Source organism: Neisseria blantyrii, assembly GCF_962747855.1.
Lineage (GTDB): Bacteria > Pseudomonadota > Gammaproteobacteria > Burkholderiales > Neisseriaceae > Neisseria > Neisseria viridiae.
Window position 1 is genome coordinate 1 of sequence record NZ_CAUIZY010000004.1, and the last position, 14,515, is coordinate 14,515.

The window sequence follows — 14,515 nt, forward strand, 5'->3', positions numbered from 1 at the left end:
GGGGGGGGGGGGGTAAAATTTTAGTAAGTTCATTCTTATTAAAATGATTGGCATCAATTTTTACTTATCTTTATGTTCTGAAATTACGGGCTCCCTTATGAAACCATTTCCCTATCGCAAAACGCTTTTGAGCATTTTGATTTCTTCTCTTTCTGCAACAGCTTTTTCAGCTCAATATTCCAGTATTAACGAAAATAAACAAATTTCTGGTGAGCTTCCTATTGGTCACGAAGTAACCGATGCTACAAACACCGTTGCTGGTGATGTAAATATCACGGTTACACCACAAGACCCTAAAAACCACACTTATCCAAAAGCCATTATTATTCGTGGCGATCGCAGCGAAGAAATTCAAGGAAAAACCGATATTGCTGTTACTTTAGCCAGTGAGGGAGATCCTGGTATGTCTCCAGACTCCAATGCAGCTTATGGCATTGCGGTTGGGTATGATTATGGGGGTGGGGGCAAAAATAAGACTGTTTTAACATTAAGAGATGATGCCAATATTAATGTAGATAATACTCCAGATACCAAACTAGGCTCCCGAACCTTTAGCGGTGCAACTGCTCCATTTGGTCATCAACTTTCAGGGATTAGGATCTATCGAAAAGACTCCGCTCATTCAACCCCTATTTTAAATTCTGAAAAATTATTAACCATTGACGTTGAAGATAAATCAACCGCAAAAATTGGCGATTATTTAGTGGGTATCTACATTGCAGGTGATGGCGCGGAAGCCAATTTAAAAGACAGCAAAATCACTGTAAAAGCAAATGGTAAATATTCCGCAGCACTGAAAATCGGCAAACCGGAATTACCTAACACAGATAAACCTAATGATTACAAAGGTGCGGTAATCAACTCGACAGGCAAAATGGAGCTTGATACTTCCGAGACGAAGGATTCGGCTGCGGTACGTTTGTTCGGAACAAAATCCCGTTTAATCGCGGATAGTGAAACCAGCTCAGGAAAAATCAAGTCGGGTAATTCCGCTATTGTATTTGATACGCAAGATTACTCTACCAAGGTTACATACTGGATTGTCAGTGATAATGTTTCCCGTAACGAACCGAATAAAGATCAAGAAGTGCGGTTAAATAATACTAAAATTTCAACCACTTCTGAAAATGCCTCATTGATTGTCGCGGATGCCAAGAATGTAAACAGCATTGCAGTATCTTTTGCAGGAGGTAAAGTCGCCAGCTGGTTTAACAATGGGGAATTTGTTGCCGAAAATGCAAAATTCTTATTAAAAGGTGAGCAATCGGAAGCAAGGGCGGCAAATAAAGGTTGGTTGGCTGAAACAAAATTAGCAACAACCAAAGCCTCAGATCTCACTTTTACGCTAGATAATAAAGCAAAAGCGATTGGCTTGACGCATCAGCATTCAAGGGCGGGCTTAAGCTCTAAGCTTAATGTTGTCGTTGATCATAACGCAACTTGGGAATTGGCACCGAAAGCCGATGAAGCTGTCCAACGTGCGACCGCTTATGATGTGAATCTTGCCAATGGTGGGGTACTAGATGCTTCAAAAAATGCGACTGGAGCAAGCACCGACTATAAAATTCAATTAGTACATAATCACAGCAATGCAAGCATCAGTAAAACAATTACCGATGGAACCATTACCGTTCCCGAAGGATTGTTATTTGGCGCATCCGGTACGCTTATTAAGCCTGATGGGACAGAAAAACCATTTAAGTTGACACTCCCTATTACAGACGGCGTGCTAAAAATTGCGAACGGGACAATAGAATACACATCAGATATTGGAACGATAAAACTGACAAAGGCAACATTTAACCTTGAAAAAGGCACATCATTAACAACGCCCGAAGGAACTACATTGCTATCAGGCGGTAGGCTAACCCTATCTAATACCGGCATTTCTTTATCGGGTACAACTTCTGTATTTGAAAAGGGAACATTCACCAATGGCGGTATCATCACCCTCGCGAATCAATCCTATGCAGACAAACTGACCATTGAAGGGAATTATGTTGGTAAAGATGGTGTGTTAGAAGTAAACACCAAGTGGAATACCCCGGGAGATTATCTCGGCACAAATTCAGAATCAGATTTATTAACGATTACAGGCGATGCCTCCGGTAATACGACTGTTAAAGCCGTTAAAACAGATGGTACTGAAAATGTTATTGATGGCTCAATCGGCGAACTTGCCGATCGCTACAAACGTAGTGTCCCTGTGATTAAAGTTTTAGGTGATGACAAAGGAACAGCAAACGGTGAAATAAATTCTACGGATGCAACCAAACCTTACGCTTACAATACGCGTTCAACCTTTACCGGTACAGCAAAAACCACAGGGGCGGGGGAATTGCAATTGGTTTCACGCAAAGATGAGGCGGGCGCGACAGAATACTTCTGGACTTTAACCACGCCGAATCAAGATAAAACCATCATCACGCCAAGCGCGCCGGCCTATACGCTCGTTCCGCGTCAAAACTTGGAATCAGGCTATGCGATGCTGGATACACTTCACCAACGCCGTGGCGAAAACCAAACCCTTTCTTGGGACAAGCAAGGCAGTTATTGGCAAGATGTGGAAAAACAATCTTGGGGGCGCGTAATCGGCAAACACCTCAAACTCGACGGAAAAGAACGTTTTGGTTTCAAAACCAATATGTACGGCTTCCAAGTGGGACACGATTTTGATGTTAAAACCAAACAAGATGATGAGGGCAAACTTACCCGTCGTTTTACCGGTCTGTATTTCGGCGTGTTACGTTCTCACAGCAAATTCTATGATGAATACCGCGCGAAAAACGGCATCGTGATTGCAGATAAATTAACTTCCCACGTAAAAACTACCGCACTTAATCTTGGTGTAACCGATACGCGTTACCATGAAAACGGCACTTACATTGATTTGGTGGGGCAGCTTTCTTGGTTAAATAATCGTTATTCATCCGTTGATGGCACAGGTGCGAGAAATCACGGCTGGGGTGCAGCCCTTTCAGTGGAAACCGGCCGCCCTTACGCCTTAGGTAAAGACAAAACCAACAACGGAGATAGCTGGATTTTAGAGCCGCAAACGCAACTGATTGCACAATATTTGCGCTTAAGTAACTTTAACGACGGCACCCGTTCCGTTTCGCAAAAAGGTTACGGTTTGCGCGGCCGTGTCGGTTTCCGTTTGGCGCATAACCAACCGAACGATAAGCAACGCACGCGCACCTATTATTTCACCGGCAATATTTGGCACGATTTTAAAGCAAGGGGCAACGCATTAATCGGGTCGGACAAATTAGCCGGGAAGTTTGCCCGCACTTGGTGGGAATTAGGCTTAGGCACTCAATTCTCCTTAAGTGAAAACACTTACCTTTATGTCGATGCCCGTTGCGGAAAATCATTCGGCGGCAACAAACATCACGGCTGCCAAGGCACTGCGGGGATGAAATATTCTTGGAAATAAACCGCCTGCCATCCCGTTCGGGGCGGCAGTAATGGCGTACTTAAAGGGACGGCACACCGGATGCCGTCCCTTATATATTGCACCCCGTCAAAGGGGTGCATTGCTTTTCTTCCTGACCCGATGCCGTCTGAACGCCTATTCCAGCACAGGTTGGGGGACGTTGTGCCGGATGGCGTAAACGGCGGCCTGCACCCGGCTGCTGAGGTTGAGTTTGCGGAGCAGGTTTTGAACGTGGACTTTGACGGTGGATTCGGCAAGATCGAGGTGGCGGGCGATGATTTTGTTGCTGTGTCCTGCGGCGAGATAGCCCAAGATTTCCAGTTCACGAGGGGTAAGTGAGGAGAGCGGCTGCGTTCCTTGGGCGGGTTGCGGGGAAATCAGGCTTTTGACGAGTTTGGCGGTCATCTCGGGCGAGAATACATTATCGCCTTCTGCGGCTTTGCGTATGCTTTCGAGCAGAAAGTCGGCGTTGATGTTTTTCAGCAGGTAGCCGCGCGCGCCGATGCGCATACATTCGGTCAAATCGTCGTTGTCTTCGGAAACGGTCAGCATAATCACTGCCTGCTGCGGATTGATGCTGATGATTTGGGAGAGTGCTTCGCGTCCGTTCATACCGGGCATATCAAGGTCAAGCAGGACGACATCGGGTTGCAGCCGGCTGATCATTTTGATGCCCGAGAGGCCGTCTGCGGCTTCGCCGATGACTTCAAAACCGTGTTGGCGCGACAAAAGGGCTTTGATGCCGCTGCGGAAGAGGGTGTGGTCGTCTATCAGGATGATTTTGATGGTCATAGTAGGCTTTCTTTGGGTGCGCCCGTCAATGAGACGGTGGTTCCCTGTTGGGCTTGGGAACGGATTTCTAAAACGGCATGGATGCGCTTGGCACGCTCCTGCATGATGTGCAGTCCGACATGGCTGCCCGTAGGTTCTCCTATTTTCTCCGTGTTGAAACCTTGTCCGTTGTCTTGGATGGTCATGGTAAAGCGTCCGCCGTGTTCGGAAAGGGTGAATTTTACATGGGTGGCGCGGGCGTGTTTGCGGATGTTGGACAGGCTTTCTTGAAGGATGAAAATCATTTGGAGCTGCTCGTCCTGTGTAGGCAGGTGCGAGCCGTTTTCCCAAGCGGTTTCGACAGTTGTGCCGGTCTGTTGCGTGAAGCGCGCAAACAGGTCGGCAACGGCTTCGGGAAATTCTTTATTGCTGATTTTGGTACGGAAGTTGAGCAGCAGTTCGCGGACATCTTCATAACATTCCTGCACGCCTGTTTTGATGAAGCCGATGTTTTCTGCGGCTTCCTCCCATTTGTTTTCGGCAAAGGCGGTTTCCAGCATCTGTACCTGTAGGTTCAGGAACGTTAATGCTTGTGCGATGCTGTCGTGCAGCCCCTGTGCAATCAGGCTGCGTTCCTGCAATACCGCAAGCAGGCGTTTTTCTTCCTCCTGTTTTGCGCCGGCAAGCGATACGCCCAATTGCCGAATCAGGGTTTGAAGCAGTGTGCGGTCGTCTCCGGTGAGGGAAATGCCGTCTGAAAAGCTGAGCGAAAGCATACCCAGTTTCTCGTTTTGATATTCGATGGGAAAGGTTTCGTCATGGTATTTTTCCAAAGGGGGCTTTTTGCCGTGTTCGGCCGTATGGACGGAAATGTCTGTGTCGGAACCGTTTTCCAGGCAGATGCTGCCGGATTGCGCGCCGACGGCGGGCAGGATGTGGTTCAAAAATTCTTCCGCCGCCTGTCGCGGCGTATAGGATTGATGCAGGTCGCGCGTGGTCCGGTACAGCAGGGTCAGGTTGCGGTTTTGCTTTTCAAGGTTATGGGTTTGTTCGGCAACCTGCCCTTCCAAATTGTCGTACAGGGCTTTGAGTTTGCCGCCCATCTGGTTGAAACAGCGGCCGACCTGTTTGAATTCGGGCGTACCGTCTTCGGGAACAGGGATGTCGAAATGCCGCTGACCGATGCGTTCCGCACCTTCTCCCAATGCCTGAAGCGGGCGGATAACCCAGATTTGATGCCAAAAAAGCATCAGTACAGACGACACCAGCGTCATCAGCATAATCGCCCATTGAAACCGCCTGAGCCACCATGTGTTTTTTTCGTTGGCATTTTCCAATGCCTGCAAAAACAGTTCGATATTGCCGGCAAAGCGGTAAAGTTCGACTTGTGTCGGGCGGCGGTAGGCCTGCAGCGGGGGAAGGATGTTTGCCTGCCAGTCGATAATCAGCATGGATTGTATCAAATCGTAGGCAAGGGGGTTGTCGGAGGGAATCAGCGGATGGATGGCATCGCTTTGGGCAATGCGTTTTAAACTTTTTTCAAATTCGGCAATCTGATTGTCGATTTGCGCACGGGGCGAGCCTTCACCCGCCATGTATGCCAGACGGTATGCCTGCATTCTCAAGTTGCCCGCTTCTTCGATGACGGAGGCCGCGTTTTCCAAGCGCAAAGAGAGCAGCAGTGTCAAAACGACAGACAGTGCCGCCAACCCGACCCACAGTCCGGTCAGGAGTTTCAGGCGAAGGGAAAGGCTGATGCCGTCTGAAAAACGGGCTGGCAGTATCATGCTCGGCGAAAAATTGTTCTAAATAATGCAAACAATATCATTCTTTGGGATTAGATACAACTGCTCAGAAAGAATTGGTTAAGGAAAACTTAATCCGTACCGCTTCAGTGTTAAATCATGTTATGATAAAATTCAAATAATATGAATTTATTTGCCGTCTGCTTCAGACGGCATTTTGAACTATTGGAAACGACAGACTGCAATCATGAAAACCTCGAACTTTTCCAAGAGAACATCTGCAATGAAAACTTTTGCTCTGATACTGGCCGGCGGGCAGGCGAGCCGTATGGGAGGCGAGGACAAGGGGCTTGCTCTTTTGGGCGGTAAGGCACTGATAGACCATGTCATCGACAGGGTCAGGTCGCAGGTCAGCCATATCGCCATCAGTACCAACCGGAATTTGGAAGAATATGCCCGCCGCAGCCCGCACGTTTTTCCTGATGCGCGGCAGTGGCAGCATTTCGGCCCGCTTTCGGCATTGTGTACCGCAGCCAACGATTTGCAGTTGGCGACTGCCGACTGGCTTTTGGTTGTGCCGTGCGATATGCCGTACCTGCCGGACGATTTGGTCGCGCGCTTTGAAAGCGTCTCCAAACGCACACCGTTGTGCAATGCGTTTTATGTGGAAACGCCGGTAACGATGTACTACAACATTATGTATATCCGTCCGCAAATTCTGCAAAGCGCGATTCCTTATCTGTTTTCGGGTATGAAAACATTGAGGAGCTGGTTGCAGCAGCAAAGGGCGCGGCCGGTCAGATTCGAGTTTGACGGGCATTTTGCCGACTTGAACACGCAAACCGATTTGCAGGAGGGATAAGGGCAACACTGCCGACCGGCGCGGAAAGGAAAGGTCAAGACGTACCGGGCGGTTTTTGCCCGAACCGGAGGCACAATGCCGTCTGAAGGCGTTTCAGACGGCATTTTTCGCGGGGAAATGCTACAATTTGTACTATTTTACCGACATAAGGAAACAGGATTATGTTTACAGGCATTGTTCAAGGATTGGGAAAACTGACGGCAATTCACCGCCCGTCGGAGGCGTTTCAGACTTATGTCGTCGAGCTTCCGCAAGAGGCGGCGGACAATCTGCAACGCGGCGCATCGGTCGCCAACAACGGCTGCTGCCTGACGATTACCGAAATCGAAGGAAACCGTGTCAGCTTCGATTTAATGGCGGAAACTTTGGCAAAAACCAATTTGGGGCTGTTAAAGGAAGGCGATTGCGTCAACATCGAACGGGCGGCGCGTTTCGGCGACGAAATCGGCGGACACCTGATGAGCGGACACATTATGGCAACCGTGCCCATTGTCGAAATCGAACAGGACGGGTTCAACCGCACGGTTTGGTTTGCGCTCCCGCACGAACTCAAACCCTATATCCTGACCAAAGGGTTCGTCGGCTTGGACGGTTGCAGCCTGACCATAGGTAAAGTCGAAGACAGCCGTTTCAATGTCCATCTGATTCCTGAAACTTTGGAACGGACGCTGTTCGGCAGCAGAAAGGCCGGAGACAGGATCAACATCGAAATCGATCCGAATACGCAGGCAATCGTCGATACCGTCGAACGGCTGATGGCGCAAAGATATGCAAAGTGAGATAGAGATGGAATTGAACGAATTTCTCGATAAAGCCTATGCCGTTTTGCGGCGTTTGGATGCCGTGCTTCCGCCCGAACCCGGGCATACGGACTGGAACGCGCTTGCCTTCCGCTGGCAGAGTGCGGGCAAAAAAGGTTTTTTGGAACACTTGCCCGATCCGCACGTTTTCCCTTTGTCGCGGCTTGCCGGAGTCGGCAGGCAAACCGAATTGCTGGTGCGTAATACCGAACAATTCATTGCCGGCCGACCGGCGAACAATGTATTGATGAGCGGCGCGCGCGGAACAGGCAAATCCTCGCTGGTCAAAGCCCTGCTGCACGAATATGCGGATAAGGGATTGCGCCTGATCGAAGTCGATAAAAGCGATTTGATCGGCCTGCCGTATCTGTTGACGCTTTTGAAGGAACGCCCGGAAAAATTCATTGTGTTTTGCGACGATTTGTCATTTGAAAGTGGCGACGAAACCTATAAGGCATTGAAAACGGCATTGGACGGCGGTCTGTCCCAACGTTGCGCCAACGTGCTGGTGTACGCGACTTCCAACAGACGGCACCTGATGCCTGAATATTTGGATGAAAATGCAGGTACGACAGGCGTGCGCGGAGAAATCCATCAGAAAGAAGCGGTAGAAGAAAAAGTATCCCTATCGGACCGTTTCGGATTGTGGCTCAGCTTTTATCCGTTCGATCAAAACGATTATCTGTCGGCAGTGCAAAGCTGGTTGGAAGATTTTGATGTGCCATATGACGAAACCGCCCGGACGGCGGCGTTGCAGTGGGCGCAGATGCGGGGCAACCGCTCGGGACGTTCCGCTTGGCAGTTTGCCTGCGACTGGGCGGGCAGGCTGCCGGAACAACGGATGCTGTAAGTTTTTTAGGAGTTATTTGAGACAGGAAGAAAGCCACATTTGCTGCTGTTGCGGTGTGAGGATATGGAAGAAGCGGTGTTGGATTTCCAATTCGTCCACCGCAAAATCCATGCTGGAGTGGTAGCGGCTTTCGACATAATCGCGCGCCTCGTTCCGATTAAAAACATCCGAAGAAATGATTTCAACGACAGACCGGCGGCGGCTGTGTTCGGAATGCATAACCTTCAAACGCGCCCTGTCGCCCGCCATTTTGAAGGCGGCGCGGATTTTACGCAGCTCATTGTGCTGACCCTGTGTCAGCCCGAGCCGGCGTATGTCGCAGTTCGGTTGAAAATCGTTCAGGGGGATATAAGCCGTGGCGGCGTGGGAAAGCTGGCAGGAAAGCAAAGCCATACTTAAAAAAGAGGCGGCAGGTTTGGCAAAACGGCAGGGAGCGAGCAGTGGCACGGCTTTTCCTCTTGTTGGAAATTTTAGGAAATATACTAGATTGACGTGTGAAAGATGGTATTATCGCGGTTAACTTTTGTTAATAATGCGTACGTATGTCCGGCAGGCAGACATAACGGCGGAATCGGAACGTAAAAGGATATTGAAGGAAAAAAACATGACTACTTACCGTATCGCACCCAGCATTTTATCAGCAGATTTTGCACGGCTTGGCGAAGAGGTGGAAAGCGTCATTGCGGCAGGTGCAGATCTGATCCATTTTGACGTGATGGACAACCATTATGTGCCGAACCTGACCTTCGGGCCTATGGTTTGCGCGGCGTTGAAGCCTTATGCAAGCGTGCCGATCGATGTGCATCTGATGGTCGAACCCGTGGACGACCTGATTCAGTCGTTTGCCAAAGCAAGAGCATCAATCATCACGTTCCATCCCGAAGCGAGCCGCCATATTGACCGCAGCTTGAGCCTGATTCGGGACATGGGCTGTCAGGCGGGGCTGGTGTTGAATCCGGCAACGCCCGTATATCTGTTGGAAAACGTATTGGACAGGCTGGATATGGTTTTGCTGATGTCGGTCAACCCCGGGTTCGGCGGTCAGAGCTTCATTCCGCACACTTTGGAAAAAATCAGACAGGTTCGTGCCATACTTGACCGCTATGAAGAGAAAAGCGGCAGACGTATTGCCATTGAAGTGGACGGCGGCATCAAAACCGACAATATCGCCGCTGCCGCCCAAGCCGGCGCAGATACTTTTGTGGCAGGTTCGGCGATTTTCGGCAAACCGGATTACAAGGCAGTCATCGGTGCTATGCGTGCAGAATTGAAAAAAGTGGCAGATTGAACGCTGTATCGGTATTTGAAATAAATCAATGCCGTCTGAAGAATGTTCAGACGGCATTTCGTTTACAGGCGGTATTTGATGTTTACAGCGAAATTCTCACACCGGCGCGGATAGAACGTCCGGGCAGCGGCGCAATGTATTTGAGGATGGAGTTTTGCGCGCGTGCGGTACGGTTGGTCAGGTTTCGGCCGTCCAAGAACCATTCTGTGCTGTATCTGCCGTGTTTTTGCGTATGGCTGACATAGGCATCGAGCAGGGCGTAGGAGCCGAGTGAGGGTTCTTTGTATGCCGCAGCCATGTTTCTGGTGTGTTTGGCAGCGGCGTAGCGGGTCAGGCTGCTGCCGATTTGCCATGCCCCTTTGTTCCAGCTTGCACCCAGCCCGTAGCGGGAAACAGGCAGGTTGGGCATATAGTAGCCGTCATTGCGCAGGCGGTCTGAGTCCGCATTCCTACTGTCTTTGTCGTCGGCATGATTGCGGACCCTGTCGGCAAACAGGCGCAGTTCGAGTTGTCCGTATTGTTTCAGGTCGAAAAGTTGGGTCAGCTCGATTTCCAAACCTTTTCAGACGGCATCTTTATTGATTCCTATCAAAGATTTTATTGTTTGGCTGCCTCGATTTGGATGTCGATGCGGACGTTTTTGGTCATGCCAACGTTAACGAGGTAGTCTACGCCCCATTTGGTGCGGTCGATGGTGGTGCTGAAGTCGCCGCCGCAAACTTCGGTTTTTAACATCGGGCTTTGGTAGCAGTTGAATTTTTCGGCTTTGAGTTTGACGGGGGCGGTTTTGCCGTGCATGGTCAGGTTGCCGTCAACGGAAACCAGTTTTTTGCTGTTGAAATTGAATTTGGTGGAAACGAAGCGGATGTTCGGATATTGGGCAGCATCGAAGATATCGGCTGATTTCAGGTGGTCGGTAAAGTGTTGCGAACCGCTTTGCAGGTTGGCAACGGGAATGGTGATGTCGATTTTGCCGTCGCGTTTTGCTTGGTCGAACTCAACGGAACCGCTCAGACCGTAAAAACCGCCGACGTTGGTGCTGGTATTGAAATGGTCGATGGCAAAACGGGCGTTGGCGTGATATTCGTCCACTTTGTAGGTGGCGGCGGAGGTAGTGCCGATGGCGGCTGCTGCGAGCGCAGCGATGATGATTTTTTTCATGATGATAATCCTTTGTGTGGGCCGATAAAGGCGTTTATCCTAACATAGGCGGGGATTTATGGCATTTCCTGCCGGTAAACGGTGGGTTTGCAGGCGGTTGACGAAAGGGGCGAGCGGAAAAGGGCGGATGAAAAAGCGCGGTGTGATCCGCGCTTTGTTTTTTTACAAGGCGGCGAGTACCGCATCGCCCATTTCGGAGCAGGAAACGAGTTTCGTGCCTTCTTCGTAAATGTCGCCGGTACGCAAGCCTTGTTGCAGCACTTTTTGTACGGCGTTTTCAACTTGTTGCGCGCGGGCTTCGTCGTTCAGGCTGTAACGAAGCAGCATGGCAAGTGAGAGGATGGTCGCCAGCGGGTTGGCTTTGTTTTGTCCGGCGATGTCGGGGGCGGAGCCGTGAGACGGTTCGTACAGGCCTTTGCCGTTTTCGTCCAAAGAAGCAGAAGGCAGCATACCGATGGAGCCGGTCAGCATAGAGGCTTCGTCAGAGAGGATGTCGCCGAAGATGTTGCCGGTGGCAATCACGTCAAACTGTTTGGGCGCGCGTACCAACTGCATGGCGGCATTGTCCACATACATATGGGAAAGTTCGACATCAGGGTATTCTTTGCCGATTTCCTCAAAGATTTCGCGCCACAGTTCGGTGGTTTCCAATACGTTGGCTTTGCCTACGGAGCAGACTTTTTTGCTGCGTTTTTGGGCGGATTGGAAGGCGACGTGGGCGATGCGGCGGATTTCGCTTTCGCTGTATTTCATGGTGTTGTAGCCTTCGCGTTCGCCGTTTTCCAGAACACGGATGCCGCGTGGCTCGCCGAAATAAATATCGCCGGTGAGTTCGCGCACAATCAAAATATCCAAACCGGCGACGATTTCGGGTTTGAGCGTGGAGGCGTTGGCAAGCTCGGGGTAGAGGACGGCAGGGCGCAAATTGGCAAACAGATTCAAGTCTTTACGGATGGCCAATAAGCCGCGTTCAGGGCGCAGCGGACGGTCGAGATTGTCGTATTGAGGAGAACCGACTGCACCAAGCAAGACCGCATCTGCTTTACGGCAAAGGTTTTGCGTGAATTCTGGATAAGGATGGCCGTATTCGTCGTAGGCTTCGCCGCCCAATGGGGCGTATTCGTAGCCGGCGTCCAAGCCTTGGGCGATAAGTTTATCGAGTACGCGGACGGTTTCGGCGACGATTTCAGGGCCGATGCCGTCGCCGCGCAAGATAGCGATATGTTTGGTCATTGTTTTTCCTTTTTTTGTCAATAAAGAGTGTAGATGCCGTCTGAAAAAGGTTCGGGCAGGTTTAGAGGTCGGATGCGATGCCAAGATGCCGTTATAGACGCTCTGTTTCGATACGGATTTTAAAAACAACTTTGCGTATGTTTGCCCTGTCGCCGACCAATGGGGCATGCGCATCATTTGGGAAAAATAGCGCAAATTCTCCGGGCTCCAAGGTTAACCAGGTTTCCGGCTCGCAGTTGAAAAACTCGATATCGTGCTTTTCGTTGTAGCCCAAACCGTTTTTCAGACGGCCTCTGTCTATCCAGCCATATGTTTCGTTGCCATCAATCGGTGTTTGAATATCAATGTGTTTTAAGTGCGCTTCAGGCTGGGCTTCGTCTTTAGTCCTCATCGGCTCGCTGCCGATAAAAATACGGATATTGGGATTCTCGCATGGCACTTGACCGTCCGACAGTTTGGCAAAATCCAAGGTCTGCAACAGATGGAAGGCTTCGGCAAAGTCAGGATGCAGCGCGGCGTAGCGGGCAGCATTGCTTATGGTGTCGGTAATCATGGTGTGGTTAGGTAGAAATTAAACTTCAGGATGTGAAGAATACGTTTTAAGGACGCTTTATTGGGATTATGACAACAAGGCCGTCTGAAAGGGCTTTTTATGGAGTTGTGTTTTGCAGATTCAAAGTGGAAGCATAATGTTCAGCAATAGGAATACGCTTGCGGCTAACTTGGTTTATATCGCTGCCTTCTTCAGTCCATAAAAACGGAAAGAACGTGTAAACGCTGTCGCCATTCAAATCATGGATTTCTTCGCGCCAATTTTCCCAACGCAGGTTTTCGTAAAACAACTGTAAATCGCCAGTCAATGCCCAATTTAAGAAGTCGCCATAACCTTTACCGCAATCTTCCCATTCCAGTGTATCCGGTGGTAGGTAGAAAATATTACCTACTTTGCCATTCAATTCTCCGCCATTAATCGCAAAATAGCCTCCAGCAACATCATCGGCAAACAGATAATAGGGAGCAGGGCCTGCTGGCTCGGATTGTGTAAGGCTTAGATTCCAACTTCCCAAACCACGAGGTAGCTTCGCGCTGCCAGAACCAAGTATCCGTAACCAACCGTCATCGATAAGGATACCGCCGGTTTCATAAACGACAGCACCCATAAACGAACGTATTGTTACTTGGGTTTTGACAAGTTCTTCCTTTGCCTTTTCAAGCGTACGTGGCAAAACTTCAACGCTGTTTACCGCTTCTGTAAGCCACTCTTGAATCAATGGCCACGCAGGGTCTTGGGTTTGGATTAATTCGTCGAATGATCTCATGGTCTATCCCAATACATTCAGTAAAGGCCGTCTGAAACACTTAAATTTTTCAGACCGCCTTTTGTATATCAACCGTTAAACAGCCAAGGCTGGCTTTGGCGGCGTTTTTCTTCAAAGGCGTGAATTTCGTCGGCGTGTTGCAGGGTCAGTCCGATTTCGTCCAAGCCGTTTAAGAGGCAGTGTTTGCGGTGTTCGGTAATGTCGAATGTGAATGTTTCGCCGCTAGGGGTGGTCAGGGTTTGCTCGGCAAGGTCGATGGAGAGCTGATAGCCTTCGTTGGCTTCAACTTCTTTGAAAAGCTGGTCAACCTGTTCTTCTGTCAAAACGATAGGCAAAAGGCCATTTTTGTAGCAGTTGTTGAAGAAAATATCGGCAAAGCTGGGGGCGATGACGGCGCGGAAGCCGTAGTCGTCCAATGCCCAAGGGGCGTGTTCGCGCGAGGAGCCGCAGCCGAAGTTTTTGCGCGTCAACAGGATTTGCGCGCCTTGGTAACGCGGTTGGTTCAGGGAAAAATCGGGGTTCAGCGGGCGTTTGCCGTTGTCCATGCCCGGTTCGCCGTGGTCGAGGTAACGCCATTCATCAAAGGCATTAGGGCCGAAGCCGCTGCGTTTGATGGATTTTAGAAATTGTTTGGGGATGATGGCGTCGGTATCGACGTTGCTGCGGTCAAGCGGGGCGACGATGGCGGTAATTTTGGTAAAGGCTTTCATGGGTTTGCGTCTTGTGCTGACGATGCCGTCTGAAACGGTTTCAGACGGCATCGCAAATCGGTTATTCGGTGGCGTTTTCGATTTTTTCGCCGAGATGGGAAATGCCGCGTCCGACGGCATTGCCGCCTTTTTTGACGGCTTCTTTGGTTTTGTCCCAGCCTTTTTCGACGGCGTTGCCTGTTTGTTCGGCGGCGCGTTCGGCGGCGGCCTGTGTTTTATCAAGGTTGCGGGCGGTGTCTTGTTTCGCACCCTGCCAAGTGCCGGCGCAGGCGGACAAGGCGAGGACGGACAGGGCGGTAATGAAAAGTTTGTTCATGGTTAAACTCCTTGGTTTGAGTAT

The 14,515-nt window shown here is 50.0% G+C and carries 15 protein-coding genes; 5 read left to right on the forward strand and 10 right to left on the reverse strand.

Features of this window, described 5'->3' with window-relative positions; translation table 11 throughout:
- Positions 1-97 precede the first annotated feature (97 nt).
- Positions 98-3,436, forward strand: a complete 3,339-nt coding sequence (locus tag Q9J80_RS04645) for an autotransporter family protein (RefSeq protein WP_304672852.1) — start codon at positions 98-100, stop codon at positions 3,434-3,436.
- 135 nt (positions 3,437-3,571) lie between these two features.
- On the opposite strand, the gene Q9J80_RS04650 is transcribed toward Q9J80_RS04645, so the two are convergent.
- Together Q9J80_RS04650 and Q9J80_RS04655 are read right to left on the reverse strand one after the other, a co-directional pair.
- A complete protein-coding gene (locus Q9J80_RS04650; RefSeq protein WP_301911305.1) occupies positions 3,572-4,228 on the reverse strand; it encodes a response regulator in 657 nt (218 codons plus the stop codon).
- Entirely contained in the window at positions 4,225-5,994 is a 1,770-nt protein-coding gene (locus Q9J80_RS04655; RefSeq protein WP_304672853.1) for a histidine kinase, read from the reverse strand. Before Q9J80_RS04655 ends, Q9J80_RS04650 begins: the two co-directional genes overlap by 4 nt.
- A 205-nt stretch (positions 5,995-6,199) precedes the next feature.
- Between Q9J80_RS04655 and Q9J80_RS04660 the strand changes: the two genes are divergently transcribed.
- From Q9J80_RS04660 to Q9J80_RS04670, 3 genes are all read left to right on the forward strand, one after another.
- Entirely contained in the window at positions 6,200-6,814 is a 615-nt protein-coding gene (locus Q9J80_RS04660; RefSeq protein ID WP_301672937.1) for a molybdenum cofactor guanylyltransferase, read from the forward strand.
- 161 nt (positions 6,815-6,975) lie between these two features.
- Complete coding sequence (locus tag Q9J80_RS04665) at positions 6,976-7,593, forward strand: riboflavin synthase subunit alpha (protein ID WP_301672938.1); 618 nt, start codon at positions 6,976-6,978, stop codon at positions 7,591-7,593.
- 7 nt (positions 7,594-7,600) lie between these two features.
- Positions 7,601-8,464, forward strand: a complete 864-nt coding sequence (locus Q9J80_RS04670; RefSeq protein ID WP_304671669.1) for an ATP-binding protein — start codon at positions 7,601-7,603, stop codon at positions 8,462-8,464.
- 12 nt (positions 8,465-8,476) lie between these two features.
- Here Q9J80_RS04670 and Q9J80_RS04675 read toward each other — a convergent pair whose 3' ends face one another.
- Complete coding sequence (locus tag Q9J80_RS04675; RefSeq protein WP_107819235.1) at positions 8,477-8,911, reverse strand: Spy/CpxP family protein refolding chaperone; 435 nt, start codon at positions 8,909-8,911, stop codon at positions 8,477-8,479.
- Positions 8,912-9,068: 157 nt separating this feature from the next.
- Here Q9J80_RS04675 and rpe point away from each other — a divergent pair, with 157 nt between their 5' ends.
- Positions 9,069-9,752 carry a ribulose-phosphate 3-epimerase gene (gene rpe / locus Q9J80_RS04680; protein ID WP_301672939.1) on the forward strand — a complete coding sequence of 228 codons (684 nt, stop codon included), beginning with the start codon at positions 9,069-9,071 and terminating at the stop codon, positions 9,750-9,752.
- An 82-nt stretch (positions 9,753-9,834) separates the two neighbouring features.
- Here the strand turns inward: rpe and Q9J80_RS04685 are convergent, their stop codons facing one another.
- The 7 genes from Q9J80_RS04685 to Q9J80_RS04715 form a co-directional block, all read right to left on the reverse strand.
- Positions 9,835-10,308, reverse strand: a complete 474-nt coding sequence (locus tag Q9J80_RS04685; RefSeq protein ID WP_301672940.1) for a TonB-dependent receptor domain-containing protein — start codon at positions 10,306-10,308, stop codon at positions 9,835-9,837.
- 41 nt (positions 10,309-10,349) lie between these two features.
- Complete coding sequence (locus Q9J80_RS04690) at positions 10,350-10,913, reverse strand: YceI family protein (RefSeq protein WP_301672941.1); 564 nt, start codon at positions 10,911-10,913, stop codon at positions 10,350-10,352.
- A gap of 162 nt (positions 10,914-11,075) precedes the next feature.
- The gene (gene leuB, locus Q9J80_RS04695) at positions 11,076-12,146 is read right to left on the reverse strand and encodes a 3-isopropylmalate dehydrogenase (RefSeq protein ID WP_301672942.1); all 1,071 of its coding nucleotides are present in this window, start codon (positions 12,144-12,146) and stop codon (positions 11,076-11,078) included.
- Positions 12,147-12,237: 91 nt separating this feature from the next.
- Entirely contained in the window at positions 12,238-12,699 is a 462-nt protein-coding gene (locus Q9J80_RS04700) for a NanQ anomerase/TabA/YiaL family protein (protein ID WP_301672943.1), read from the reverse strand.
- A 97-nt stretch (positions 12,700-12,796) separates the two neighbouring features.
- A complete protein-coding gene (locus tag Q9J80_RS04705; RefSeq protein ID WP_301672944.1) occupies positions 12,797-13,465 on the reverse strand; it encodes a DUF2625 domain-containing protein in 669 nt (222 codons plus the stop codon).
- Between the two features lie 68 nt (positions 13,466-13,533).
- On the reverse strand, positions 13,534-14,175 hold the full coding sequence (gene leuD, locus Q9J80_RS04710; protein WP_107819337.1) for a 3-isopropylmalate dehydratase small subunit: 642 nt from the start codon (positions 14,173-14,175) through the stop codon (positions 13,534-13,536).
- 61 nt (positions 14,176-14,236) lie between these two features.
- Complete coding sequence (locus Q9J80_RS04715; protein ID WP_301672945.1) at positions 14,237-14,491, reverse strand: hypothetical protein; 255 nt, start codon at positions 14,489-14,491, stop codon at positions 14,237-14,239.
- Between the last annotated feature and the right edge of the window lie 24 nt (positions 14,492-14,515).

Bases quoted from the DNA above. Each gene is read 5' to 3' on its own strand.
- Q9J80_RS04645 (WP_304672852.1), top strand. From the start codon at position 98: ATGAAACCATTTCCCTATCGCAAAACGCTTTTGAGCATTTTGATTTCT.
- Q9J80_RS04650 (WP_301911305.1), bottom strand. From the start codon at position 4,228: ATGACCATCAAAATCATCCTGATAGACGACCACACCCTCTTCCGCAGC.
- Q9J80_RS04655 (WP_304672853.1), bottom strand. From the start codon at position 5,994: ATGATACTGCCAGCCCGTTTTTCAGACGGCATCAGCCTTTCCCTTCGC.
- Q9J80_RS04660 (WP_301672937.1), top strand. From the start codon at position 6,200: ATGAAAACCTCGAACTTTTCCAAGAGAACATCTGCAATGAAAACTTTT.
- Q9J80_RS04665 (WP_301672938.1), top strand. From the start codon at position 6,976: ATGTTTACAGGCATTGTTCAAGGATTGGGAAAACTGACGGCAATTCAC.
- Q9J80_RS04670 (WP_304671669.1), top strand. From the start codon at position 7,601: ATGGAATTGAACGAATTTCTCGATAAAGCCTATGCCGTTTTGCGGCGT.
- rpe (WP_301672939.1), top strand. From the start codon at position 9,069: ATGACTACTTACCGTATCGCACCCAGCATTTTATCAGCAGATTTTGCA.
- Q9J80_RS04690 (WP_301672941.1), bottom strand. From the start codon at position 10,913: ATGAAAAAAATCATCATCGCTGCGCTCGCAGCAGCCGCCATCGGCACT.
- leuB (WP_301672942.1), bottom strand. From the start codon at position 12,146: ATGACCAAACATATCGCTATCTTGCGCGGCGACGGCATCGGCCCTGAA.
- Q9J80_RS04700 (WP_301672943.1), bottom strand. From the start codon at position 12,699: ATGATTACCGACACCATAAGCAATGCTGCCCGCTACGCCGCGCTGCAT.
- Q9J80_RS04705 (WP_301672944.1), bottom strand. From the start codon at position 13,465: ATGAGATCATTCGACGAATTAATCCAAACCCAAGACCCTGCGTGGCCA.
- leuD (WP_107819337.1), bottom strand. From the start codon at position 14,175: ATGAAAGCCTTTACCAAAATTACCGCCATCGTCGCCCCGCTTGACCGC.
- Q9J80_RS04715 (WP_301672945.1), bottom strand. From the start codon at position 14,491: ATGAACAAACTTTTCATTACCGCCCTGTCCGTCCTCGCCTTGTCCGCC.